This window comes from Citrifermentans bemidjiense Bem (assembly GCF_000020725.1).
GTDB classification, from domain to species: Bacteria; Desulfobacterota; Desulfuromonadia; order Geobacterales; family Geobacteraceae; genus Geomonas; species Geomonas bemidjiensis.
Map to the genome: position 1 here is coordinate 2,040,067 of NC_011146.1, position 23,654 is coordinate 2,063,720.

19 protein-coding genes and 1 pseudogene are annotated in these 23,654 nt (G+C 63.1%); all 20 read left to right on the forward strand.

Annotated elements, in window-relative coordinates; all coding sequences use genetic code 11:
• Positions 1-11 precede the first annotated feature (11 nt).
• The 20 genes and pseudogenes from GBEM_RS08880 to GBEM_RS08970 all read left to right on the forward strand — a co-directional run bounded on the left by GBEM_RS08880 (position 12) and on the right by GBEM_RS08970 (position 23,652).
• Positions 12-818, forward strand: coding sequence for an XrtA/PEP-CTERM system exopolysaccharide export protein (locus GBEM_RS08880; RefSeq protein ID WP_012530203.1), 807 nt, complete (start codon positions 12-14; stop codon positions 816-818).
• A gap of 64 nt (positions 819-882) precedes the next feature.
• Positions 883-2,382 carry an XrtA system polysaccharide chain length determinant gene (locus GBEM_RS08885; RefSeq protein WP_012530204.1) on the forward strand — a complete coding sequence of 500 codons (1,500 nt, stop codon included), beginning with the start codon at positions 883-885 and terminating at the stop codon, positions 2,380-2,382.
• 22 nt (positions 2,383-2,404) lie between these two features.
• On the forward strand, positions 2,405-3,289 hold the full coding sequence (locus tag GBEM_RS08890) for an XrtA-associated tyrosine autokinase (protein WP_012530205.1): 885 nt from the start codon (positions 2,405-2,407) through the stop codon (positions 3,287-3,289).
• 64 nt (positions 3,290-3,353) lie between these two features.
• A complete protein-coding gene (locus GBEM_RS08895) occupies positions 3,354-4,472 on the forward strand; it encodes an XrtA/PEP-CTERM system-associated ATPase (RefSeq protein WP_012530206.1) in 1,119 nt (372 codons plus the stop codon).
• Positions 4,469-5,722, forward strand: a complete 1,254-nt coding sequence (locus GBEM_RS08900) for a TIGR03016 family PEP-CTERM system-associated outer membrane protein (protein WP_012530207.1) — start codon at positions 4,469-4,471, stop codon at positions 5,720-5,722. The genes GBEM_RS08895 and GBEM_RS08900 overlap by 4 nt, the downstream gene beginning before the upstream one ends.
• A gap of 79 nt (positions 5,723-5,801) precedes the next feature.
• Entirely contained in the window at positions 5,802-6,641 is an 840-nt protein-coding gene (locus GBEM_RS08905; protein WP_012530208.1) for an XrtA system polysaccharide deacetylase, read from the forward strand.
• Between the two features lie 11 nt (positions 6,642-6,652).
• A complete protein-coding gene (locus tag GBEM_RS08910; protein ID WP_012530209.1) occupies positions 6,653-7,687 on the forward strand; it encodes a FemAB family XrtA/PEP-CTERM system-associated protein in 1,035 nt (344 codons plus the stop codon).
• 6 nt (positions 7,688-7,693) lie between these two features.
• Positions 7,694-8,629 (forward strand): glycosyltransferase, encoded by a 936-nt coding sequence (locus GBEM_RS08915; RefSeq protein WP_012530210.1) that lies wholly within the window; start codon positions 7,694-7,696, stop codon positions 8,627-8,629.
• The gene (locus GBEM_RS08920; RefSeq protein WP_012530211.1) at positions 8,629-11,037 is read left to right on the forward strand and encodes a glycosyltransferase family 2 protein; all 2,409 of its coding nucleotides are present in this window, start codon (positions 8,629-8,631) and stop codon (positions 11,035-11,037) included. The genes GBEM_RS08915 and GBEM_RS08920 overlap by 1 nt, the downstream gene beginning before the upstream one ends.
• Positions 11,037-12,926, forward strand: coding sequence for an asparagine synthase (glutamine-hydrolyzing) (gene asnB / locus GBEM_RS08925; RefSeq protein WP_012530212.1), 1,890 nt, complete (start codon positions 11,037-11,039; stop codon positions 12,924-12,926). The genes GBEM_RS08920 and asnB overlap by 1 nt, the downstream gene beginning before the upstream one ends.
• Complete coding sequence (locus tag GBEM_RS08930; RefSeq protein WP_012530213.1) at positions 12,914-13,441, forward strand: serine O-acetyltransferase; 528 nt, start codon at positions 12,914-12,916, stop codon at positions 13,439-13,441. Before asnB ends, GBEM_RS08930 begins: the two co-directional genes overlap by 13 nt.
• Positions 13,438-14,679: a glycosyltransferase family 4 protein gene (locus GBEM_RS08935; RefSeq protein ID WP_012530214.1), complete on the forward strand. Its 1,242-nt coding sequence runs from the start codon at positions 13,438-13,440 to the stop codon at positions 14,677-14,679. Before GBEM_RS08930 ends, GBEM_RS08935 begins: the two co-directional genes overlap by 4 nt.
• On the forward strand, positions 14,669-17,176 hold the full coding sequence (locus tag GBEM_RS08940) for an RIFT barrel domain-containing protein (protein ID WP_012530215.1): 2,508 nt from the start codon (positions 14,669-14,671) through the stop codon (positions 17,174-17,176). Before GBEM_RS08935 ends, GBEM_RS08940 begins: the two co-directional genes overlap by 11 nt.
• A 188-nt stretch (positions 17,177-17,364) precedes the next feature.
• Positions 17,365-17,532: pseudogene (locus GBEM_RS22090) on the forward strand (polysaccharide deacetylase family protein); the annotation flags it as partial.
• A gap of 58 nt (positions 17,533-17,590) precedes the next feature.
• Positions 17,591-18,250, forward strand: a complete 660-nt coding sequence (locus GBEM_RS20355; protein ID WP_049762645.1) for a polysaccharide deacetylase family protein — start codon at positions 17,591-17,593, stop codon at positions 18,248-18,250.
• Positions 18,251-18,277: 27 nt separating this feature from the next.
• Positions 18,278-19,408, forward strand: a complete 1,131-nt coding sequence (locus GBEM_RS08950; protein WP_012530217.1) for a GNAT family N-acetyltransferase — start codon at positions 18,278-18,280, stop codon at positions 19,406-19,408.
• Positions 19,405-20,283, forward strand: a complete 879-nt coding sequence (locus GBEM_RS08955) for a formyl transferase (protein ID WP_012530218.1) — start codon at positions 19,405-19,407, stop codon at positions 20,281-20,283. The genes GBEM_RS08950 and GBEM_RS08955 overlap by 4 nt, the downstream gene beginning before the upstream one ends.
• Position 20,284: 1 nt before the next feature.
• Positions 20,285-21,355, forward strand: coding sequence for a DUF362 domain-containing protein (locus tag GBEM_RS08960; RefSeq protein WP_012530219.1), 1,071 nt, complete (start codon positions 20,285-20,287; stop codon positions 21,353-21,355).
• Positions 21,352-22,485, forward strand: a complete 1,134-nt coding sequence (locus GBEM_RS08965; RefSeq protein WP_012530220.1) for a radical SAM/SPASM domain-containing protein — start codon at positions 21,352-21,354, stop codon at positions 22,483-22,485. Before GBEM_RS08960 ends, GBEM_RS08965 begins: the two co-directional genes overlap by 4 nt.
• Positions 22,486-22,500: 15 nt before the next feature.
• Positions 22,501-23,652 (forward strand): glycosyltransferase, encoded by a 1,152-nt coding sequence (locus GBEM_RS08970; RefSeq protein ID WP_012530221.1) that lies wholly within the window; start codon positions 22,501-22,503, stop codon positions 23,650-23,652.
• Positions 23,653-23,654: the final 2 nt, after the last annotated feature.

Genomic DNA, 23,654 nt, shown 5'->3' on the forward strand with positions numbered 1-23,654 from the left:
GAGGTGCCCAGATGAAACTGAAAGTCCTGCTATTGTCCGTCTTTCTCATCACGTGCATGCCCCTTTTTGCCCTGGCGGCTGACTACCAGATCGGTGAGGGCGACAGCCTCGACATTGCCGTCTGGGGGGTGAAGGAGCTGAATTTCCCGGTGAAGGTGCGTCCTGACGGCAAGATCACGGTCCCCGGGCTGGGCGAGGTGGTTGCCAGCGGCATGGCCCCGAGCACACTGCAGACTCATCTCGCGGCAAGACTCAAGGAACTGGTGAAAAACCCCATCGTCACCGTCACCGTGCGTGAGATCACCAACTCCAAGGTCTACATCTTCGGCTCGGGCGTCAAAGCCGCCGTCTACGACCTTTCCCGCCGTACCACTTTGCTGCAGCTCCTTTGCACCCTGCCGGACGTGAAGACCGCCGACCTCCGCAATTCTTACCTGTTGAGGGGAGGGCAGAAGGTGAAGACCGACCTGTACCGGCTCTTCACCCTGGGGGACATCGGGCAGGACCTGCTCCTTGAATCCAACGATTCCCTCTTCATCCCGCTTCTGACCGACCGCAGCGTCTACGTCCTGGGCGCGGTCAACACCCCGAAGGCGATCGAGTACCGGGAGGGGATGAAGGTGATGGAAGCGATCCTGGAGTCGGGTGGTTTCAACAAGTTCGCCAACCAGAACGAGGTGCTGGTACGTAGGAAAAGCGGCGCCCAGGAGCAGTCGCTGGAGGTTAAGGCCAAGAAGCTCTTTAAAGACGGTGACCTGAGCCAGAACATCGAGCTCAAGCCTGGCGATTACGTGCTGGTGAAGGAGAGTTTCTTCTAGCGCTTGGAAACATTTCTGCAGCATTTTTCGAATGGAAGCAGCACCTTTTAAGGACAGGAGTTCTATGCAGTCGCCAGAGACCGAGTACAAGAAGTATCTGCAGCTGTTGATCAGCAACAAGGAGCGCTTTGTCGTCATCGCCCTGCTGCTGATGACCGTCGCCTTCGTGGTCAGTTTCGTGCTTCCGCGCAAGTACGAAGCCAGCAGCACTGTCTTCATCGAGAAGAACGTGATCAGCGAGCTGGTCAAGGGGATCACCGTTACCCCCTCCATGGAAGACACCATCAACGTCCTCACCTACGAGATCACCAGCCGCACCCTCCTCACCAAGGTTATGGACAGCCTCGATCTGAATCTGGGCAAGAGCGACAGCGAAACCGAGGAGCTGATCAAGCAGCTGCAGCTTAGCACCAAGGTGAAGGTGAAGGACAAGAACCTCTTCACCATCTCCTTCACCCACACCAACCCCCGCATCGCCAGGGACTACGTCAACACGCTGGTGCGCCTTTACATCGAAGGGAACATCTCCTCCAAACGCGGTGAGTCCTACGACGCCACCAAATTCCTCTCCGAGCAAATAGACACCTTCAACGCTAAGTTGCAGAAGGTCGAGAGCGAGGTCAATGCCTACAAGCGGGACAAGGGGGGGGTCATTGCCATCGACGAGGGGAAACTCTTCCAGGAGATCAACGTCGCCCAGCAAAAGCTCTACGACCTCGAGCTAAGGCGCCATCAGTTGGAAGGGATGCGCCAGATCACCAGGAGGACAGGCGATCCCCTGCAGAGCAGACTCGCCGGGCTGCAGAAAAGGCTCGACGAACTGCTGGTGGAGTACACCGACAGTTTTCCCGAGGTGGTGAAGGTCAAGGGGGACATCGAGACGGTCAAGGCGCAGATTTCGGAGCGCCGGGGGCAGCCGTCCCAGCCGCTGGACCCGGGGGAGCTTGCCAAGATCGAGTCGGAGATCTCCGCCATCAAGATCACGGAAAGCGGCCTGAGGCGCTACATAGACACCAACCGCGCCCTGCTGCAGACCATCCCTTCGGCAAAGGCGGGGCTTGAGAAGCTGGAGCTGGAGAAGAAAAATCAAAAGAACATCTACGACCAGCTCTTTGCCCGTCACGGGCAGTCCGAGGTCTCCAAGCAGATGGAGGTGCAGGACAAGTCCACCACCTTCCGCGTCGTCGACCCGGCCCTGCTCCCGGTCAAGCCTTCCAGTCCGGACCGGCTGAAGCTGATGCTGCTGGGGATGGTGGGGGGGGTGGCAGGAAGCTTCGCGCTGCTTTTCCTGGTGGACCATCTGAACATCACGGTCAAAGAGGTGGAGTTCGTAAAGGGGCTGGGGGTGCCGGTCCTGGCGGTTATTCCGAGGCTGCAGGACCCGGAGGTCGAGGCGAAGAGGCGCAGGCGCTCGCGGCTGATCCTGGGCTGCGCTTTGGTGTACTTCCTGGTGCTTATGGTTTTCCCTGGCATGGAACTCCTGGGGCTACCCTATATGGACAAGGTGCTGGACTTACTGTCCGGGCCGGAAGCCCGGTTACGGATCAAGGGGCTTTTGCAGTGACCGCCGCAGAAACGAGGTTGATATGAGCAGAATAGAGGAAGCGATGGAAAAGGCGGCGCGCATGAGGAATGGGATGGAGCCTCCCCCTCCCGAGTCTGTGCGCGAGCCTGCGGGAGCCTCGGCGCTCCCGCCTCAGACGCCGCAGCCTGTTGGAAGCCCGGCGCTCCCGCCCCAGCCGCCGCAGATTCCGGCAGTCTCCCCGCAGTACGGAAGGCTTGCGCCGCAAAACCCCTTCCTGGTCAACCTGCACGACCCGCACTCCCCTGCGGCCGAGGAGTACCGCAAGCTGAAGTCGGCGCTAGTGAAGATGACCACCGGCGACGTGTTTCGCAACTGCCTCATGGTGACCAGCTCGATTCCCAGCGAGGGGAAGAGCCTGACCGCGCTGAACCTGGCCTTAAGCCTTGCCCAGGAACTGGACCACACCGTGCTTCTAGTCGACGCCGACCTGCGCCGCCCGTCCGTGCACCGTTATCTCAACGTGGAGCAGGGGGTGGGGCTTTCCGAGCTTCTAACCGGCGAGGCGCAGGTGGGTGAGACCATCATCCCGACCGGCATAGGCAAGCTCTCCATCATCAGGGCCGGGCGCGCCATCGAGAACCCCGCCGAGCTGTTCACCTCCCAGCGCGGCAAGGCGCTCCTGACCGAGTTGAAGCTACGCTACCCGGACCGCTACATCATCCTGGACACCCCGCCGGTGCTCCCTTTCGCCGAGGCGCGTTCCCTGGCGCATCTGGTGGACGGGGTGCTCTTCGTGGTCATGGAGCGGCTCGTGTCCCAGGCCAACCTGAAAGACGCGCTGGAGTCGCTCAAGGCCTGCCCCATCCTCGGGATGGTGTATAACGCCGCTGCGGTCGACGACAAGGACGGGCGCTACTCCTATTATCGCTCCGCCGACAACGCCTAGGTTACCGGCGCCGTCTGGCGCCACGGCCGGCAAACTCCGGCCCCCGCAGCACCCCGGAGTACCTATGTACGAAACATTTTTCCAGCTGCAAAAAAAGCCGTTCGAGCTCATCCCCGACCCGGATTTCATCTACCTGAGCCGGTCGCACAAAAAGGCGCTCACCTACCTCGACTACGGCATCAGGGAGCGGGTGGGTTTCATCCTGCTCACCGGGGAGGTAGGATCCGGCAAGACCACCATCATCAGGGATCTCCTGAACAAGCGCTACGAGCGCGTGGTGCTGGCGAAGATCTTCAACACCCGGGTCAACTCGGAACAGCTGCTCGCCATGATCAACGACGATTTCGGGCTCCCCGTCGCCGGCAAGGACAAGATCTCCCTGCTGCGCGAGCTGAACGATTTCCTCCTGGAGCAGTACGCCCTGGGGAACCATCCCATGCTGATCATCGACGAGGCGCAGAACCTTGCAGCTGACCTCTTGGAGGAGATCAGGATGCTCTCCAACCTGGAGAGCGCCCACGGCAAGCTTTTGCAGATCGTGCTGGTGGGGCAGCCGGAGCTGCGCGAAACGCTGGCAAGGCCCGAGCTTTTGCAGCTTAGGCAGCGCATCAGCATCAACTGCCATTTAAAAGCGCTCTCCCTGGACGAGATGTCCGAGTACATCGAGCACCGCATGACGGTGGCGGGAAACAAAGAGGCCCTCAGCTTCCCGCCGGGGACCCTCGACCTCGTCTACCAGTTCAGCCGCGGCATTCCCCGCCTGGTCAATATCATCTGCGACTTCCTGATGCTCTCCGCCTTCGCCGAGGAGAGCACCGTAGCCTCGGTCGAGATGGCACGCGATGTCTTAGGCGACCTGGAGTTCGAGCAGCATTTTTGGGGGGACGGCAAGACCGGCACCAGGCCTGCCGCCGAGGCCGCGGCGAGACCGGCCGGCGGGGCTGAGGATGAGCGGCTCTCCACAGCCCTCTCCGAGGTCTGCGCCACCCTCGCATTGCTGCGCGAGGATTTCAACACGCATGTGTCGAGGGTAGACAGCGAGGTGGCGCAACTGGGGCGCTCGGTGGAGGGGCTTGGCGCAGCGCTAGAACAGATACGGGAACAGGCGGTCCAGGAAAGCAACGTAGAGGGAGGTTTCGTGCGCAGGCTCTTCGGTTCCGGCGCGGCGAATGCGAACAAATGAAAAAGTTTCCGACCAAGAAATCGAATCCCTTTCGGCTCGCCCTATTGACGGCCACCCTCCTTGCGGGTGCCGCCCCTGCCGCTGCCGGCGACCTTACCTTCACTCCGCTTTTGACCCTCTCCGAGGAGTACAACGACAACGTCTTGGAGACGGCCCACGACAAGAAATCGGACTTCGTCACCAGGGTGCAGCCAGGTGCCGCTCTTCGCTACGGCTCCCGGTTTCTCACGGGGGACCTCAGCTACAACTTCGACTACCAGTACTATGCGCGCGGGACCAGGAACGAGGAAAAGAACCACTACGCAAGCCTCCACGGCACAGCGGAAATACTGGACAATTTCTTCTTCCTCGAGGTAAGCGACACCCTGAGCCGGGTTTCGCTGGACGTGACCCGCGACGTAACCGGAGAGAGCCTCTTCGCCAACCAGTCCGACCAGAATACTGCCATCGTTTCCCCCTATCTGTTGTGGCACCTGGGGGAGAAGGGGACGCTCAAAACCGGTTACCGCTTCCGCGACACCACCTACTGGGGCTCGCCGGCCATCAGCAAACGGGAGAACCAAGGATTCGCCGATGTAGGCCTGGAGATCTCGCCCAAGTTATCGCTCTCAGCCGGGTACGTCTTTGCCGCCGTCTCCACCGACATTGTTGACTACGACCAGCATGATCTGAACACCGGGTTCAAATATGAGTACGCCGACAAGTCCTTTCTCTTCGGCGGCATAGGGAACCGCTGGCAGCGCTTCTCCGGCTCGCGCGACGTGAGTAACCTTTTCTGGAACGCCGGGGTGAGCCGGGACTTCGGGCAGCTGGTCGCGACTGTGCAGACCAAGGTCCTCTTCACGGAGGACCCGCTCGCCGTCTCCACCAAAGAGAAGACCTACGAGGGGTCGCTGGAGAAGACCTTTCAGCATGGCGCCGCCGGGGGGACGCTAGGGTACTCGAAGTACACCGACACGACGAGCAGCGCCCCGGACAGGAAGAAGGCATACCTAAACGGCTTCTTGCGTTACGAGCTGGCCCCGCGCCTGAGCGGCTCATTTGTGCTGCTCCTGGACAAGGTGAGCCGCCGGGCCGCGACCGATTATGCCTGCCACCTAAGCGGCACTGCAGGGGTGAGTTATGCCTTCAACGACGACTTCTCCGCCTCGCTCAGCTACAGCTACACCGACTACCGTCGCGACTGGGAGAGCGCGGCCGATGCCAGGGCGACCAACCGGCTGATCCTGGCGCTGAAGAAGCTGTTCTGAGGCCCGTGACAATTCGACCGAAGTTTCCTGCCGGATCCGATCAACAGACCGCGCCCTTTTGGCGCCCGGGAGGTGAAGAGTGTTAAACGCCCTCACCATAGACGTCGAGGACTACTTCCAGGTAAACGCCTTTGAGCATTACATCCCCCGTGAGAACTGGGACCGCTATCCCCTGCGCGTAGCCGGCAACGTCGCGCGCCTGCTCGACCTTCTGGATGAGTACCAGGTGAAGGCGACCTTCTTCGTGCTGGGGTGGGTTGCGGAGCGCGTACCTGGCACGGTGCGCGAGATCCAGGCTCGCGGCCACGAGGTGGCTTGCCACGGCTACGGCCACCAGCTCATCTTCCGGATCGGCCCGCAGCTTTTCCGCGACGACATCCGCAGGGCCAAAGCGGTGCTCGAGGACATCACCGGTACGGCCGTCCGTGGGTACCGCGCTCCCACCTACTCCATCACCAGGGAATCGCTATGGGCCTTCGACCTGTTGCTGGAGGAAGGTTTCAGCTTCGATTCCAGCGTCTTCCCGGTCTATCACGACACCTACGGGATTCCCGACGCGCCCAGGTTCCCGTACCTGGTGCGGCGCGCGGCAGGGACACTGCAGGAGTTCCCGCTCACCACGCTCCCCTTGAAGCTGGCGGGAAAAAGCGTGCAGCTCCCCATAGCGGGTGGGGGGTACCTGAGGCTTTTGCCGGTAGCGCTCATCAAGTGGGGCATCGACCGGGTCAATCAGGTGGAGGGAAAGCCGTGCGTCCTCTATCTGCACCCCTGGGAGATCGACCCGGACCAGCCTCGCATCCAGGCAGGGTGGAAGTCGCGCTTTCGGCACTACAACAACCTCGCAAAGACCGAGGACAAGCTTCGCTACCTGCTCAAGGGGGTCCGCTACGGCACCATGAGCCAGGCGCTGGGGCTCTAAAGGAAGGGAGCATGCCAGGGTACCGTGTCATACAAGAACTCGAACCTTCCCGCTGGGACGCCTACGTCGACTCCATGCCGGCTGCGACCTCCTACCATTTGAGCGCCTGGGGGAAGATCATAGGTGAGAGCTTCGGGCACCGGACCTATTACCTGGCGGCAGTGGACCAGGCTGGCGAGGTAGCGGGGGTGCTCCCCCTGGTGCACATGAAGAGCGCTCTCTTTGGCAGCTTCCTGGTCTCCGTCCCCTTCGTGAACTACGGGGGGCTTTTGTGTCGGGACCGCGGCTGCGAACAGGCGCTCTTGCGCGAGGCGGAAGAGTTGCGCCAAAGCTGCGGCGCCGAGCATGTGGAGCTGCGCCACCTAGGCGCCGGCATCGAGGGACTACCTTCGCGGGAGCACAAGGTCACCATGATGCTCCAGTTAAGCAAGGACCCCGTCGAGCAGTGGGCGCTTTTCAACGCGAAACTCAGGAACCAGATCCGCAAGGCTCAAAAAAGCGGCATCTCCTTCCGGACCGGCGGAGTCGAACTCTTGGATGACTTCTACGACGTCTTTGCCCGCAACATGCGCGACCTGGGGACGCCGGTCTACGGCAAGGAATTTTTCGCCAACGTCCTTGGCGCCCTCCCCAGGACCACACGCATCGCGGCGGTGCAGTTGGAGGGGAAGGCGGTCGCCGCCGGGATCCTGTCGCGCTACAAAAAAAGCATGGAGATGCCCTGGGCCTCCTCCATCGCCGAATACAAGACGCTTTGTCCCAACAACCTCCTCTACTGGGAGTCGATCCGTTTCGCCATAGCCGAGGGGTGCGCCTCCTTCGACTTCGGGCGCTCCACCCCCAACGAGGGGACCTACAACTTTAAGAAGCAGTGGGGGGCGGAGCCGGTACAGCTTTACTGGCAGTATCTGCTGGAAAAGGGGAAGGCACTGCCGGAGCTCAATCCCAAGAACCCGAAGTTCCAGGCCGCTATCAGCATTTGGAAACGGCTGCCGGTGGGTCTGACCAGGCTGATCGGCCCAGCGATCGTGCGCAACATCCCGTGAGGACCCATGCACTTTTCCGTGATCATACCGGCAAAAAATGAAAGGGAGAACATCGGGCGCTGCCTCGACTCCATCTTCCAGGTCGACTGGGACCCGGAGGAGTACGAGGTCATCGTGATCGATAACGGCTCCAGCGACGACACACCGCTGCTCGCCGCCCAGAAAGGTGCCAAGGTCTACCTGCAGCCGGATCTCACCATTTCCGGCTTGCGTAACTTCGGGGCTTCCATGGCCAAGGGTGAACTCCTTGCCTTCATGGACGCAGACTGCACCGTGGAGCCCTCGTGGCTGCGTGCGGCCTCGAGATATCTAGGCACCGAGGATATCGTCTGCTTCGGCAGCCCCCCGCAGGTCCCTCCAGAAGCGACCTGGGTACAACAGGCCTGGTACCAGGTGCGCAGGAAGAAGGAAGAGGTAGGGGAAACCGCGTGGCTTGAGTCGATGAACATGTTCGTGCGCCGGGTGGCCTTTTCCCGCTGCCAAGGCTTCGACGAGCATCTTGCCACTTGCGAGGATTACGACATCTCGCTGAGGCTAAAGGCGCTGGGGAAGGTGATAACCGATTCACGTGTGGTGGCCTACCATTACGGGGAAGCCCGTACTATCTCCCATTTTTTCCGCAAGGAGAGGTGGCGGGGTATAGGGAATCTCAAGGGCGTTCTTCGTCACGGGGTGAAGGCCGGGGAACTCCCCAGCATCCTTTTGCCGGTGCTGCACTGCCTGGCGCTTTTTTTCCTGCCGCTGGCACTTTTGCTTCCGGCTTCCCTAGGGGCGGCAACCCCCGCTTTTCTAGCCGTGTTTTTCATAGGCTGGCAGGCGTTCTTGCTCTTTGTCTCTTTTGTCAGGTATTACCGCATGGCTCCGCGCCACGTCCACCAGATATACGTGCTTTTGAACGTCTACTACCTGGCCCGTGGCATCGCGATGTTGAGGCAACCGTAATGGTATGGACCGAAATCACCATGATTGCGCTGCTTTTGCTCCTGGCCTACATATACCTGGGGTACCCGCTACTTCTTTGCCTGCTGGCGCGCCTCATCCCCACGACCCACCGTACCGATGACGGTTTTCTTCCCACGGTCACTCTGGTCATTTCCGCCTACAACGAAAAAGGGGTTATCAGGGCGAAACTGGAAAATTCGCTGGCCCTTGACTACCCGCAGGAAAGGCTCTCCATCTTGGTCGTGTCCGACTGCTCCAGCGACGGGACTGACACGGAGGTGCTCTCTTTCTCGGACAAAGGGGTGAAGCTCATGAGGGCAGAGGAGCGCCGGGGGAAGACGTCGGCCATCAACACGGCGCTTGCCTGTGTCGATAGTGAGATGGTGGTCTTCTCCGACGCCAACGCCATCTACGACGCAACGGCCATCCGCCGGTTGGTGCGGCATTTCGTCGATCCAAGCATTGGTTACGTCGTCGGATGCGCCCGATACGTGGAGGAGACCGTCAGCGCCGCCGGCGGCAGCGAAAGTACTTACTGGGACCTCGAGGTGATGCTGAAACGGTGGGAATCGCGCCTTTCATCAGTGGTTGGAGGGGACGGAGCCATCTATGCGATTCGCCGCTCGCTATACGAGCCACTTAAGGAAGAGGACATCAACGACTTCGTCAACCCCCTTCAGATCGTCGCCAAGGGGTACCGCGGCGTCTTCGACGAGGAGGCGTGGTGCGTGGAGCGTCCCGCCGGTGAATTCCATAAGGAGTTTTCCCGAAAGGTGCGTATCGTGAACCGCAGTTTCAGCGGGTTTTTGCGGGTGCCCCGGGCGGCGAACCCAATGGTCACTGGAGCCTTTGCCTGGCAGCTCGTTTCCCACAAGCTCCTGCGCTGGTTTTCCCCCTGTTTTCTCGGCCTGTTTTTTGTCTTCCTGGTGCTGAACCGGCTGCTGTATTCTGCCTCCCTCACTGGAGAGGTTTTGCTGACCTTGACTGCGATGGGTGCGTTCATCTCCATGCTCGGCGCGCTCCTGAACCGTTTCTGGCGGGTCCCCCTGCCGCTGCTCCTTCCTTACTACTTCGTACTGGTGAATACGGCCTCCGCCCTCGGGGTGTTTTATCGCCTGTTGGGCCGGACCATAGTGACCTGGAGCACTGTAAGGGAGGGGGAGGCTGCTCCCCCGCCAGCGCCGCTTTTGCCGCGCTTGGCCCTTCTCTGCGTCGCGGTGCTGCTCGTGGTTACGGCAAGCGGGGTGGCGCTGGATGAGGATGCCCTCGGCGCGGCTGCCATTCTGCTGATGCTCCTGCTGGTTCACACATTCGTCGGTTACCAGTTACTTTTGCTGCCGCTGTCGCGTCTCTCACGCAGAAAACCAGCTCGGGACGAAAGCTACACCCCCATGGTCACTCTGCTGGTTGTCGCCTATAACGAGGCGAAGGTGATCGAGAAAAAGCTCTTGAACTCTCTGGAACTGGAGTATCCCAGCGACCGGCTGCGCATCCTTGTCGCCTCGGACGGCTCCAAGGATGGCACCGACGAGATTGTCTCCCGATTCCTGGACAGGGGGGTCGAGCTCATCTCCTTTCCGGGAAACCGCGGGAAGATTTCCGCCCTGAACGACGCCATGCGGCAGATCAACTCTGACATCGTCGTTCTATCCGACGCAAACGTCTACTACATGCCCAACGCCATCAGGAAACTAGTGCGAAACTTCGCCGACCCGGAGGTCGGCGCGGTTTCGGGTAGGGTGGTGCTCATAAATGACAGCCTGAGTTATAGCGCAGCCGAGAAGTCCTATTACTCCATCGAGCACCTGATACAGGAACTGGAGGGAAGTCTCGGTGCTCTCATCGGCGCGGACGGCGCCATGTACGCTATCCGCAGGCAGCTCTTCACCCCCCCAAGCCCCGATACCATCCTCGACGATTTGGTAATCGCGATGGGCATTGCCCGGCAAGGGCACTTGGTCATGCACGAAAAAGAGGCGCTTGGATTCGAGGAGAACCTGTTGGAGATAGTGGGGGAGTTCCGCCGCAAAGTGAGGATCATTGCCGGCGGCTACCAATGCCTCTTGCGCGGGGACGTGATTCCCAGGCTGTCCCAGCCGCTGCTCATGTTCTGCTTCACCTCCCATAAACTGCTGCGCTGGGTGAGCGGTTACCTGCTCGTTGCTTTGGTTGGAGTGCTGGTGCAGATCCAACTGCGCCATTCATCATCCAAATATGCGCTGGTGTTGGCAGCACTGCTTGTCGCCCTCGTCCTGGCTTTGCTGGTGCAACTGTTTCCGAGGATGAAGTCGCTCAAGATCGCATCCCTTTGCCACTACTTCTATATGCTGATGGCCGCCTCGCTGCTCGGGGGGTACCGCGGTGTTACCGGTAGACAGAAGGTGACCTGGCGTGGGGGGACGGCCTGATGTGTGGCATAGCCGGCTTCTTCAGAACCCTCTGTCCGGAGGGGGACACGCGCCTTTTGCGGCGGATGGGGGAGGTGATCAGCCACCGCGGTCCCGACGCCTCCGGCGAATTCCTCGATGAAGAGGTGGGGCTTTCCCACAGAAGGCTAAGCATCCTGGACCTTTCCCCCCTGGGGAACCAGCCGATGCACTCCCTGGACGGAAGGTACGTCATCGTCTTCAACGGCGAGATCTACAACTTCCTGGAATTGCGCGGGGAACTGGAGCGCGAAGGGGTCTCGTTCAGGAGCAGGACCGATACCGAGGTGATACTTGCCCTCTACGCCAGGGAAGGGGTGGCGTGCTTGAAGCGCCTGAACGGCATGTTCGCTTTCGCCCTTTGGGACCGGGACACAAAGACGCTCCTTTTGGCTCGGGACCGGATCGGCAAGAAGCCTTTGTACTACTACCATGCCGGCGGGGATCGGATCGCCTTCGCCTCGGAGATAAAGTCGCTCCTCGAGGTCCCGGGGGTGGAGCGGCAGGTTGAGCCGACGGCGGTGGCGGACTACCTGAAGTACCTCTACATCCCGGCTCCGAAGACCATCTACCGGCGTCTCTACAAGCTCCCCCCCGCCCACTGCCTGGAACTCAAGGCGGGAGAAGAGCCACGGATCCGCGAGTATTGGGATGTGGAGTTCAAGGCCGACTACGGGCTGACCCCCGAGGCGGCGGAAGAAGAGCTTTTGGACCTGCTGCAAAAGGCGACCGCCTGCCGCATGATCGCCGACGTGCCGCTGGGGGCCTTTCTTTCCGGCGGGGTCGACTCCAGCGCCGTGGTGGCGCTCATGGCGCGCGCGGCGCAGGAGCCGGTGAAAACCTGCTCCATAGGCTTCGACGACAAGCGCCACGACGAGACCCCCTACGCCCGCGAGGTGGCACGGCTTTTTGCAACCGAGCACAAGGAGTACCGGGTCAGCGCCGACCTGGCCGGGACGGTGGCCCTCTTGCCTCGCTTCTTCGATGAGCCGTTCGCCGACTCTTCGGCGCTTCCCACCTACCACGTCTCGCGCCTGGCGCGGCAGTCGGTGACGGTGGCGCTCGCTGGAGACGGCGGCGACGAGAGCTTCGCTGGGTACCAGAAGTACGCCATCGAGCTGAAGGAGGATCTGGCGCGGCGCGCGGTCCCCAGGGCGCTTCTTTCCCTGATCGGCAAGGCGGCAGGCGCCGCGTCGCACCCGCTTTTGAGAAAGGTGCGCTCCCTCACCACGAGCGCCCTTATGGAGCCGGCCGCAGCCTACTACCGGACCAACACCTTCGTGGAGGACGACCTTCTGGCGGAACTTTTGTCGGAGCCTTTCCGGCGGGCCTGCGCCGGTTACGACCCCGCCGAGCAGACCACGCGCTACTTCAGCCGGATGCAGGGGGCGGATCACGTGACCGCCATGCTCTACACCGACCTGAAGAGCTACCTCCCGGGGGACATCCTGGTCAAGGTGGACCGGATGAGCATGGCGCACTCGCTCGAGGTGAGGGCCCCCTTTCTGGACTACCGGATCGTCGAGTTCGCCGCGAGGCTTCCCTCCAGCTGGAAGATCTCCGGCGGCGAGAAGAAGATCATCCTCAGGAAGGCCTTCGGGCGCCTGCTCCCGGACAGCGTGCTGAACCGCCCCAAGCAGGGGTTCACCGTGCCGCTGGACACCTGGTTCAAAAAGGAGCTCAGGGAATTCGCCGGCAGCCGGCTTTTGGACGACCCGACGCTGTCGCAGTACCTCTCCCTGAACGTGGTGAGGCGGGTCTGGGAGGAGCACCAGCAGGACAGGGCCCGGCACGGCACGCTCCTTTGGAGCCTGTTGATGCTGGCGCTCTGGCACCAGGAGTACCAGGGAGGCGCACCATGTTCGAAGTGATCAGAAAGGACCTGTCCCGGCTCGACCCTGAGGGCAGCGCCTCGCCGAGGACGCTCGTAGCGGGGCTTCTCTCCCAGGGGTTCCAGGCCATCCTCGTCTACCGCTTTTTCCACTGGCTGCAGCAAAAAGGGTGGTCCGGGCAGCCGCTGCGCTTTTTCTGCGAGCGCTTCATCGAGATCACCGGGGGGATCTCGATACCGGCCAGCTGCCGCATCGGGGAGGGGTTCCGGATCCACCACTTCGGCGGGATCATCTTCCACCCCACGGTACAGATAGGGCACAACTGCACCCTGTACCAGGGTGTGACCATCGGCGACCGCGGGGGGACAGGTGGCGCCGCGAAGATCGGGGACAACGTCCTGATCGGCGCGGGGGCCAAGATCATCGGCGCCATAGAGATAGGTGACAACTGCGTGGTGGGCGCGAACGCCGTGGTCACCAGGAGCATGCCGGCGGGGACCACGGCCCTGGGCGCCCCCTGCCGCCTCAAGCACCCGGACGGAAGGATCGAATGATGGAGCCGAGACCGACACAAGGGGTGCCGCGGGTGATGGACCTGCGGGGAACCTACAAGGGAGGGGGGGGGCCGGACAAGACGGTCCTGAACTCGGCGGCGCAGCACGACCCGGTGCGGGTCTACGTGCTGGTGACCTACTTGCACCAGCCCAACGACCACGAGTTCCAGATCCCGGAGATGGCCAAAAAGCTCGGCATCGACTACGTCGACCTCTGCGACGGGAGCACGCTCGACCTCGCCTGCCTGCGCGGGCTCGCGGCGCTTTTGGACCGGCATCGGCTGGAGGTCGTGCACGCCCACGACGACAAGACGCTCCTCTATGCCTACATCCTGAGGTTGATGCGCCCGGGGCTGCGCATCCTCTATACCTGCCACTCCCACGCCATCCTCAAGCGCGAGGATTTCGCCTCTCCTGCCGCCTACCTCAAGTTCCGGGCGCGCCAGAGGCTGCAGATCTGGCTGATGGGTCAATACCTGAAGCCGGTCATCGCCGTCTCCAACGACACCCGCGACCGGCTGGTGCGAAACGGGCTGGACGAGGCAGGCGTAGCCGTGCTGCATAACGGCATCGACACAGCGGTCTGGCAGCGCGCCGGGAGCACTCCCGTCCTGCGCCGGGAGCTAGGGATAGGCGAGGGGGGGATGCTGGTGGGGACCGTGGCGCGCATCACCCCGGAAAAAGATCTCGGCACCTTCTATCAAGTGGCGCGGCGCGTGGCCTTGGAGCTTCCCGGTGTGCGCTTCGCCATCGTGGGGGACGGCTACGGCGACGAACTGGAGCGGGCGCGGCGCGAAGTGGCGCGCCTGGGGCTCGAAGAGGTGGTGCATTTCACCGGTCACAGGAATGACCTGCGCGACGTCTACGTCTCCTTCGACGTCTTCCTGATGACCTCCGTCACCGAAGGACTCCCCAACACGCTCCTGGAGGCGATGGCCCTCGGGGTTCCCTCCGTTTCCACCGACGTGGGCGGGATACCGGAGCTGCTCTACGACGGGGAGGGAGGGTACCTGGCACCGGCCGGCGACGCGGAGCGACTGGCGCTGCGGGTGCTCGAGCTTTTGGCCTCGGTTGAGCTGCGTGAGCGCTTCTCGCGGGAGTGCCGTCAGCGGATCGAGCGGCATTTCTCCTTCGGGCGCCGGGTCCGCTTCATGGAGGATTACTACCACTGGTTTGCCGGCAACGGGGGACTCCCCGATCCGGCCGCCGCGATGGGGGAGCCAGGACATGCAGGCTAAGGAGATTCTCGTCAGGGAGAGAGCTGGAGTGGCCCGAAAGGCCGAGCCGGTGCGGGTCTCTGTCCCCTTTGCCAAAGGGGAGCTGCCCGACCTTGACGCTCTGTGCCTGCAAGATGGGGCAGGGGAGCCGGTCCTTTCGCAATTGCAGGTGCTCAGCCGCTGGAAAGACGGCTCCGTGCAGTGGCTGCACTGCGACTTCGCGGCCGACGCACCGGCGTCTGCCGAGCTCCGCTACCGCCTGGCCCCGGGCGACTTTGCGGCTCCCGAGGCAGCCGGCGAGCTGCGCGTGACCCCGGGAAAGGATAGCTGGCAGGTAGATACCGGCGCCGCTCGTTTCCAGCTCGACGCGAGGATACTCCGCCCATTTCTCCAGGTGCAAGGGGGAGAGGAACCGGCATCAGGCGCCGGGCTTTGCCGCCTGAAAAACTGCGCCGGGAAGGAGCTTCAGGGGACGGTCGAGCAGATCGCGCTGGAGAACTTCGGGGCGCTGCGTGCTACGCTACGACTGGAAGGGGCTTTCGCCGCGGCGGCACGCTTTTGCTGCCGGCTCCATTTCTTCGCCGGCAAAAGCCGCTGCCGCATCGAGCTCACCCTGCACAACCCGCGCAGGGCCCGCCACGCCGGCGGGCTGTGGGATTTGGGGGACCCGGGCTCGCTCCTTTTCCGTGGCCTGCGCTTCGAGCTTCCCCTGGAGCAGCCGGGGGAGCAACTGGTTATCCCTGAGCCGGGGGCGGAGCGGGTAATGCCGATACGCGGCGGGTCGCTGTCGCTTTTGCAGCAATCAAGCGGAGGAAGTTCCGCCCAGGGCGCGGGGTATCGACTGCTGGAGGGGGGCGAGCTGTTGCTGGAAGGGAAAAGGGCCACCCCGCTCATCTGGTGCGGCGTCGGCGCCCGGGGGGTGGGGGCGCTCCTTCCACGCTTCTGGCAGGAATTCCCCAAGGAAGTCGCGGCAGGGCCCGCGGCGCTTTGCCTCTCGCTCTTCCCCGAGGGCCTTGAGCCGCACGAGTTGCAGGGGGGGGAGCGCAGCACCAGCTCCTTATGGCTCGACTTCTGCTGCCGCCCCGAGGATATGGCGCCGCTCGCAGCGCCGCTGTCGCTCTCTCCCGCACCCGAGGCGGTGCGCGCCTCCGGCGTGCTGGGGGACCTGCCGCCAGTCGCCGGCGACTTCGTGGACCGTTTCCTCCCCGGCCCGCAGGCGCTCTTCGAGCGGCGCGAGGCTATCGACGAATACGGCTGGCGCAATTTCGGCGACATCTACGCCGACCATGAGGCTGTTTATCACCACGGATCCGACCCCTTCGTCTCCCATTACAACAACCAGTACGACGTCTGCGCCGGGCTTTACCGCAAGTTCCTCGCCACGGGCGACCCGTGCTGGGGGGAGCTCGCCTCGGACTTGGCCCGTCACGTGCTCGACATCGACATCTACCATACCCGTGAGGACCGGGAGGAGTACAACGGTGGGCTCTTCTGGCACACGGACCACTACATCAGCGCCGGAAACGCGACCCACCGCACCTATTCCAAGCTGCACCTGGGGGTGAAGGATCCCCGCTACTGGGGTGGGGGGCCGGACGCGGAGCACTGCTATACCACGGGGCTCCTGCTGCACTACTTCCTCACCGGGAACCCCGACTTCCGGGATGCAGTCTTGACCCTTGCCGACTGGTGCTACGGCGCTCTCGACGGATCCAGGCTGCTGCTGGCCACCGCTAAGAAGTCGCTTCGTTACATGTCGCTGCTACGCTACGGCAAGGGGAGCCTCTTCCCGCGCTATCCCTTCGACAGGGGGACGGGAAACGCGCTTACCGCCTGCCTGGACGCCTTCCAGCTTTCTGGAGACCGGACTTATCTAGCGCGGGCCGAGGAGCTGATACGGGGCGCGCTGCACCCGATGGACGACATCGAGGCGCGTGGGCTGGGAAACCCGGAGCTCGCATGGTCCTACACGGTGCTCCTGGGGGCGGTGGCAAAGTTCTTGGACAAAAAGAGCGAGCTCAAGGAGTGGGACGAAGCCTTCGCCCTAGCCCGGGCCGGGCTTTTGGCCTACGCGGACTGGATGGAGCGGCACGAGTTCCCCTACCTGAGGAAGACGGAGCTTCTTGAGTACCCGAACGAGACCTGGGCGGCGCAGGAGCTGCGCAAGTGCGTCGTCTTGTACCGCGCCGCCCGCTACGCTCCGCAGGACCGGCGCCTGGCCTTACTGGAGAAGGCGCGGCAACTGCTTAAGGAAGCCCGTGTCGACCTAGAGCGCTTCCCCACCAGCAACTGCACGCGGCCGGTAGCGCTCATGCTGCAAAACGGCTGGATTGCCGCCGCGCTCGAAAACGAGCTTCCCGCGCACTGTTTCGGCGGGGAGCCCGTTTTCACCGCTGGCGCAGGCACACCAAAGCTATCGGGAGCGACTGTCGTCGCCAGGATAGTCCGGGAGTTGTGGGACGCAATTAGGGAAACGACGCTCAAAAGGGAGCTGGCCTGGCTAAGGTCGCGGCTTTAGCCGGCTCAGGGTGAGACATGGATGCTGTCCGGGAAATGGTTAAGAAAATATTGGCCAAGGCGCTAGTCCTTTCCTGTGCCGACGTACTTTTTCGCCATTTGAACCGAGAGCGGCTCCTGGTGGTCATGTACCACGGCGTGACCACGGAAAGCTATACGCCAGCGGTCTGGACCCAGCTCCCCCTGCCGATGTTCCGCAGCCAACTCGAGTTTTTGAGCAAGCACTACCGGTTCGTCACCCTGCAGCAGGTGATACGGGCGCTGGACAGGGGGGAGCCCCTGCCGGAGCGCGCCGCGCTGATCACCTTCGACGACGGGTTGAAGAACAACTACTCGGTCGCCTACCCGGTACTCAAGGAGCTGGGGATTCCCGCCGCCATCTTCCTCACCGTCAACATGATCGGGGGGGGGCGAGATGTTCTGGTTCGACGAGCTCTACCTGCTGATCCGCGAGGGGGTGGCGCTTGGCGTGGCGCTGGAGCTGCCCTGCCCCGAGGCCCAGCGGCACTACCGGGAGGGGGACGTCTGGAAGTCCTACTTCGCCTGTGTCGAGGCTGCCAAGCGCTGCGGCAGCGAACGGCGCCACAGGCTCCTGGAGGATCTGCGCCAGAGGGTCCCCTTGGAGCGCGAGCGGCACCTAGACGATTTCGGCCTACTCGATTGGGATCAGGTGCGTGAGATGGAGCGCTCAGGGCTGGTCGGCTTCGGCGTGCACACCGCGACGCACCGGATCCTCTCGGAATTGAAGGAGCACGAACTGGAGGAGGAGGTTCTGGCCCCCCGTAAGAGGTTCACCGAGCAACTGGGGGTGGAGGCGGAGAGTTTCTGCTTCCCCAACGGGCGCCCGGGAGTCGACTTCTACCCAAGCCACGAGGAGTACCTCCGCTTGCGCGGCTACGTCTGTGCCTTTAGCACCGGCGACGAGCTTTTCGACCGCAGCGTGGGAAACCGGATGGCGATAGCGAGGATTCCGGCTGGAAACGACGGGAGCTCCCATCCCGACTACTTCAGGCTCAACACGGCGGGCGTGCTGAGCCCGTTCCGGAAATGGCGCTGCATGGACCGCCAGCAGTAACAAGGCCCCTGACGCGGAGGAAGCGATTTGGCTGCATCTGCGATCGACATAGAGGTGGTTTCCGACCACGGCCGTTTCCTGGAGCTAAAGCCTGAGTGGGACCTGCTCCTGGCGCAGCTAGGCGACCAGGCCTCCGTGTTCCTGAGTCACTACTGGCTTGACTGCTGGTGGCGGCACTTCGGCGGCGACGCCAAGCTGCACCTGCTGGTGCTGCGCCGCGAGGGGAGGATGATCGCCATCGCCCCGCTGATGCGGCGGCGCCTTTCCCTGTACGGCCTTCCGGTTCGCTGCCTCTGTTTTCCGGAAAACGGCAACACCCTGCACAGCGACCTCCTGGTCGGCGAGGCCGAGCGCGGAGAGTCTCTGACGGAGCTTCTATCCTATCTGGACCGGAACCGGCGGGAGTGGGACCTGGTCCACCTGCACCGGATGCCGGGGGACTCTCCCAATCTGGCGGTCGCCCTGAACCTGCTCCGGGAGACGGGGGTGAAGCACCACCTGCGCAGCGTCTACGCCTCGCCCTACCTCAAAGTGGCGGGGGGGTGGCAGGCGTTCCATGCGGGGCGGAGCGTAAGGGTTCGCAAGACCCTGCGCAACGTAAGGAACAGCCTGGAGCGCGCTGCATGCCCAGACCTCGTGCGGGTGGCGACCTGGGAGGAATTTCTGGAGCAACGGGAAGCCATCTGCCGGATCGCCAGCCACAGCTGGACCGAGGAGGAGGGGGACTCCCTGGCCACCCCGGTCAACCGCGCCTTCTTCGAGGACCTGGCCCGGGAGGCGGCCCGGGAAGGAGGGCTGCGGGTTTGGCTCCTCCTTCTGGACGGTCGCCCCGCCGCCTTCGAGTTCCACCTGCGCGGCTTCGGCAAGCAGCATGCGCTGAGAGCCTCGTTCGACGAGGAGTTTGCCTCCCTTTCTCCCGGCGCGTTCCTGGAGATGGAGCTGCTCAGGGAGATTTACGATGAACCGCAGGGGGTTGCGCACTTCGATTTCGGTGGGAGCACCGACCCCTACAAGAAGCGCTGGAGCGATCAGGCCCGGGAACTGGTCCTGTTACAGTTGTTCAACGCGGAGCCTTATTCCAGGCTTTGCTCGCTTTACGCCACGTTGCTGATACCGCTTCTGCGCCAGGTGCGCGACCTGTTAAGGAGAAAGGGATGAAAGATTTGCGGGTGGTACTGGTGGTGTCGACGGATCCCTCCGACCTCTTCTTCGCAAACCAGCTGGCCAGGCGCCTTTGCGCCGTTGCGGTAGTGGTGGAGGACCAGGCGGCTGCGCCGCTTGGCCCCCGCCTGCGCAGGACGGTGCGCCGGCTGCTTAGCCCTTGGAAGCTCCCGGAGCACTTGCGGGGACAGCGGATCATCGCGGAGCATGTACGCAGGACCGCCCTCATCGACCGGGATGGTTTCGGCGACGAGGGGTACCAGCTGCAACTTCCGGAGGAGTGCCAACTGGTCGAGCTCTCCGGAAAAGGGGTGCTGAACCGCCTGGAGACTGTCGAGCGGGTGCGGCAGCTCGAGCCTGACCTCCTGGTGCTCTGCGGCTGCTCCATCATCAAGAAGGAGCTCCTTTCGGTGCCGCGCCTGGGCACCCTCAACCTGCACGGTGGGCTGGCGCAGCGCTACCGCGGGGTGTGGACCACCCTCTGGGCGGTGGTGAACCGGGAGCCGGAGTACGTGGGGGCCACGGTGCATTTCGTCACCCCGGACATCGACGACGGCGACATCGTGCTCCAGGGGCGCCCCGAACTGGGCCCGGACGACAACCCCGAGTCGCTTTACGTCAAGGTGGTCCGCCTCGGGGTAGAAATGATGGCTAGCGCCGTGGCAGGGATCGCTGCCGGGCAGGTGCAGCGTTATCCCCTGGAGCAGCGCGGCCAGCTCTACCTCTCGTCCATGGTCACCCCGGAAGTGCTGACAAAGGCATGGCGGGTTACCGAGGAGGGGGTGATGCAGGAGTACCTCTCCGACCGCGAAAGGCGGGACGCAGCGGTGCTCCCCTTGATGCGGGGGGTGTTCCCTCCGCAGGGGAGGTAGCATGTTCCGGATCTCCGTAAGGCGTCGCACTTTCCTGAAGGTTTTGGCGGCCATGCTCGTCCTCGTGGCGTGGGGAAGGAAGGGCGTCTCCCACGCCGCCCAGGCCGGTAAAAGGAGCAGGGTGGTGGTGGTGCACGATGCCGGGGCCGCCCCGGGGCCGGGGCTCGACAATGCGGACCTGGACCCGGAGACGGTAAAGCGGATGGTGAACCAGGGGGTCGTTGCCCTTACCGGCGCCGCCGATCTCAAAAGCGCCTGGAGAAAGGTCATCCCCGACCCCTCCAAGCGGGTCGCCGTCAAGGTCAACTGCCAGATACGCGGGATCTACACCAAGGCGAAGGTGGTGCAACCGGTGTTGGAGGGGCTGATGCTCGCCGGCGTCTCCGCAGACAACATCCTGGTCTACGACATGACCGACAACGCCTTCGAACTGGCGGGCTTCAAGCGCAACCTGGGAGCCGGGGTCAAGGTGGGGAAGGTGGCGGATTTCGGCGGCTATTCCAGGATCCTGTACCACCGGCTGGCGAACCTCCTCACCGGGGGGCACCCGTATTCCGTCGCGAACCTCGTCACCAACACCCTGCACGCGCCCGCGGGGCGCTGGGACTGCGACTACCTGATCAACGTTCCCGTGCTGAAGGCGCTGGACGGCTACTGCGGGGTGACCCTCAGCATGAAGAACCATTACGGCTCCATCGGCAACCCCGGTGACCACCACAAGGACATCATGGATCACATACCGCTCATCAACTCGCAGCCGGAGATCAAGGACAAGACGAGGCTCATCGTGATGGACGCTATCTTCGGAGAGTACCAGTGGGTGAACGGCCGCGACCAAAGCCATGTGGTACGGGTGAACAAGGTCCTGGTGGCTTGCGACACCGTGGCGATCGACGCCACCGGCTGGCGCATGATCGACGCGCTGAGAAAGGAGCACGACCTCCCTCCGGTGGCGCCGAGGCCCCAGTACATAGCGAAGGCGGCGGCCCTTGGGCTTGGGGTTGCCGATCCGTCGCAGATCGAACTGCTTCAGCTTGAGACCGGCAAGGGATCCGGGGGGAGGGGACGGTGAAGCTTCTCGTCGGAGCCTATCGCGAGCTCTCCGCGGAGCTGTTGCGGGAGCGCCACCACAGGCGGGTTCAGGCGCTGGATTGCATCGCCTTTCTTACCTATCGCTGCACCAGCTGCTGCAGGACCTGCACCATCTGGCAGCGGGAGGGAAGCGGCATGGCGGAGCTTACCCGCGAGCAGTGGCTGGAGCTGGTGCCGGGGCTAGCGCAGTACGGCATCCGCTCCTTCGAGATCTTCGGCGGCGACGCGCTGTTGCGCAAAGAGGTCATCTTCGACCTTACCGAACGCCTCACCGAAAGAGGGATCGCCTCCTATTTTCCGACCAACGCGAACCTCTGCGACCGCGATGCCGTGGAGCGTCTGGTCGGCGCTGGGTTGGGCACGGTCTACCTCTCCATCGACGACGTCGACGAGATGCACGACCGGGTCCGCGGGGTGCCGGGTGGTTTTTCCAAGGTGGCGCAGGCATTGGAGCATTTCTCTGCGGTGCGCGGCTGTGGGGAGCGCCCCTACATCGTGATCTGCACCACCCTGTCCAGCCTCAACTTCAGGAACTTCCCGAAGCTGCTCGATTTCCTGTCCGGCTACCCGGTGCAGGCGGTCTACCCGCGGCCGCTGGGGGAGTTCTCGGCTGCCAACGTGGCCGCTTCTAGGCTGGACGGCAAGCTCCCCGAGCCCTACTTCGCCTCCTCCGACGGCAGCTCCCACCTCATGTCGCCCGAGGATCTGGTCGAGATGCGGGAGATGATCCGGGAGGTGAGAAGCCGCAGCTACCCCTTCTACGTAAACTGGCGCACCTACTACAGCACCACCGATCGCACCTTTCTCTGCGGCGAATATCCCCTTTGCCATTGCCGGGTCGCGAGCACCGTGCTCACCATCAACCCCAACGGCGACGTGGTTCCCTGCCCCTTTTTCCGCAGCTACGTCTTAGGCAACCTGACGCGCGAGAGCCTCGGCGCCATCTGGGGCAATCCGCACCACCGAGAATTCCTGGCGGCGCAGCGCCAGGGGCGGCTGGCCATCTGCCGCAACTGCAACACGAGGGCCTACTATACCTCCCTTACCGAGACGCTCGGCTACTACGCCAAGCGGGCCCTGGAGCGTACGGGGCTGTACCATGCCCTCTAGGAGAAGGCCGCAGCTATGGATCTGATCATCCCCAAGGTAATGCACGTCATCCTCTCGCTCGATGCAGGCGGAGGCGCCGAGAGGCTGGTCTATGACCTCGTGCGTGACGCCGTTTTTTCCCCCGCCCCCCCGGTCGTCTGCTGTCTCTACCATCCCGGCAAACTGGGAGTCCTGCTGCAACAGGAGGGTTTTCGGGTGTACTCGCCAGCCACCAAACCGGGTGGGCTCCAGTGGTCCCTCGTCCCCTGGCTCGCCCGGATCATCCGAAAGGAAGGTGTCGATGTGGTGCACGCCCACCAGTACACCCCCATGTTCTACAGCGTCCCGGCGGCGCTCGCGGCGGGCCGCAAGCGGGTCATCTACACCGAACACGGCAGGCTCTACCCGGACCTTCCCAAGTGGAAACGGCGCCTTTGCAACCCGCTTTTATCGTGGGGGATCGACCAGATCGTCTCCATCTCGGACGGCACCAAGGAGGCGATGGTGGCGGTCGACAACTTCGCCGGGGATCGCATCGCCGTGGTGCACAACGGCGTCCTCTTCGCCAAGCCCGGCTCCGATTTCGACCCCGCAGAAAAGAGGCGCTCGCTCGGCATCCCCCCCTCGCACCGGATCATCGGGACCGCGGCGCGGCTGGAGCGGATCAAGAACCTCCCCATGATGCTGCGCGGTTTCCAGCGCGTGCTGGAAAAGATGCCCGATACCTCGCTCCTGATCGCGGGGAGGGGGTCGCGCGAAAGGGCCCTGAAGCAGTACGCCCAGGAACTCGGCATAGCGGATAAGGTGCGTTTCCTCGGGCTGCGGGACGATCTCCCCGAGATCTACCCGCTTTTCGAGCTCTTCCTGCTCACCTCCTTTTCGGAAGGGATCTCCGTCACCCTGCTGGAGGCGATGTCTCACGGCGTGGCGCCCATCGCCACCCGGGTGGGGGGCAACCCGGAGGTGGTCCTCGAGGGCGAGACCGGCCTCCTGGTGGGGGATGACGATTACATCGAGCTCGGCGAGAAGATCCTGGAGCTCATGGCGGTTCCTGAGCGCGCCAGGCGCATGGGGGAGGCCGCCCACGGCTGGGTCGGGAATCATTTTTCCTTCGAAAAGATGGTCCAGGACTATCTGCGGCTCTACCGGGGAGCCGAGGCTAACCCCGATGATCAGGTAAGGGAATAGGT

Bases quoted from the DNA above. Each gene is read 5' to 3' on its own strand.
- GBEM_RS08900 (WP_012530207.1), top strand. From the start codon at position 4,469: ATGAAAAAGTTTCCGACCAAGAAATCGAATCCCTTTCGGCTCGCCCTA.
- GBEM_RS08910 (WP_012530209.1), top strand. From the start codon at position 6,653: ATGCCAGGGTACCGTGTCATACAAGAACTCGAACCTTCCCGCTGGGAC.
- GBEM_RS08920 (WP_012530211.1), top strand. From the start codon at position 8,629: ATGGTATGGACCGAAATCACCATGATTGCGCTGCTTTTGCTCCTGGCC.
- GBEM_RS08955 (WP_012530218.1), top strand. From the start codon at position 19,405: ATGAAAGATTTGCGGGTGGTACTGGTGGTGTCGACGGATCCCTCCGAC.
- GBEM_RS08960 (WP_012530219.1), top strand. From the start codon at position 20,285: ATGTTCCGGATCTCCGTAAGGCGTCGCACTTTCCTGAAGGTTTTGGCG.
- GBEM_RS08895 (WP_012530206.1), top strand. From the start codon at position 3,354: ATGTACGAAACATTTTTCCAGCTGCAAAAAAAGCCGTTCGAGCTCATC.
- GBEM_RS08880 (WP_012530203.1), top strand. From the start codon at position 12: ATGAAACTGAAAGTCCTGCTATTGTCCGTCTTTCTCATCACGTGCATG.
- GBEM_RS20355 (WP_049762645.1), top strand. From the start codon at position 17,591: ATGTTCTGGTTCGACGAGCTCTACCTGCTGATCCGCGAGGGGGTGGCG.
- GBEM_RS08970 (WP_012530221.1), top strand. From the start codon at position 22,501: ATGGATCTGATCATCCCCAAGGTAATGCACGTCATCCTCTCGCTCGAT.
- asnB (WP_012530212.1), top strand. From the start codon at position 11,037: ATGTGTGGCATAGCCGGCTTCTTCAGAACCCTCTGTCCGGAGGGGGAC.
- GBEM_RS08940 (WP_012530215.1), top strand. From the start codon at position 14,669: ATGCAGGCTAAGGAGATTCTCGTCAGGGAGAGAGCTGGAGTGGCCCGA.
- GBEM_RS08930 (WP_012530213.1), top strand. From the start codon at position 12,914: ATGTTCGAAGTGATCAGAAAGGACCTGTCCCGGCTCGACCCTGAGGGC.
- GBEM_RS08890 (WP_012530205.1), top strand. From the start codon at position 2,405: ATGAGCAGAATAGAGGAAGCGATGGAAAAGGCGGCGCGCATGAGGAAT.
- GBEM_RS08885 (WP_012530204.1), top strand. From the start codon at position 883: ATGCAGTCGCCAGAGACCGAGTACAAGAAGTATCTGCAGCTGTTGATC.
- GBEM_RS08935 (WP_012530214.1), top strand. From the start codon at position 13,438: ATGATGGAGCCGAGACCGACACAAGGGGTGCCGCGGGTGATGGACCTG.
- GBEM_RS08915 (WP_012530210.1), top strand. From the start codon at position 7,694: ATGCACTTTTCCGTGATCATACCGGCAAAAAATGAAAGGGAGAACATC.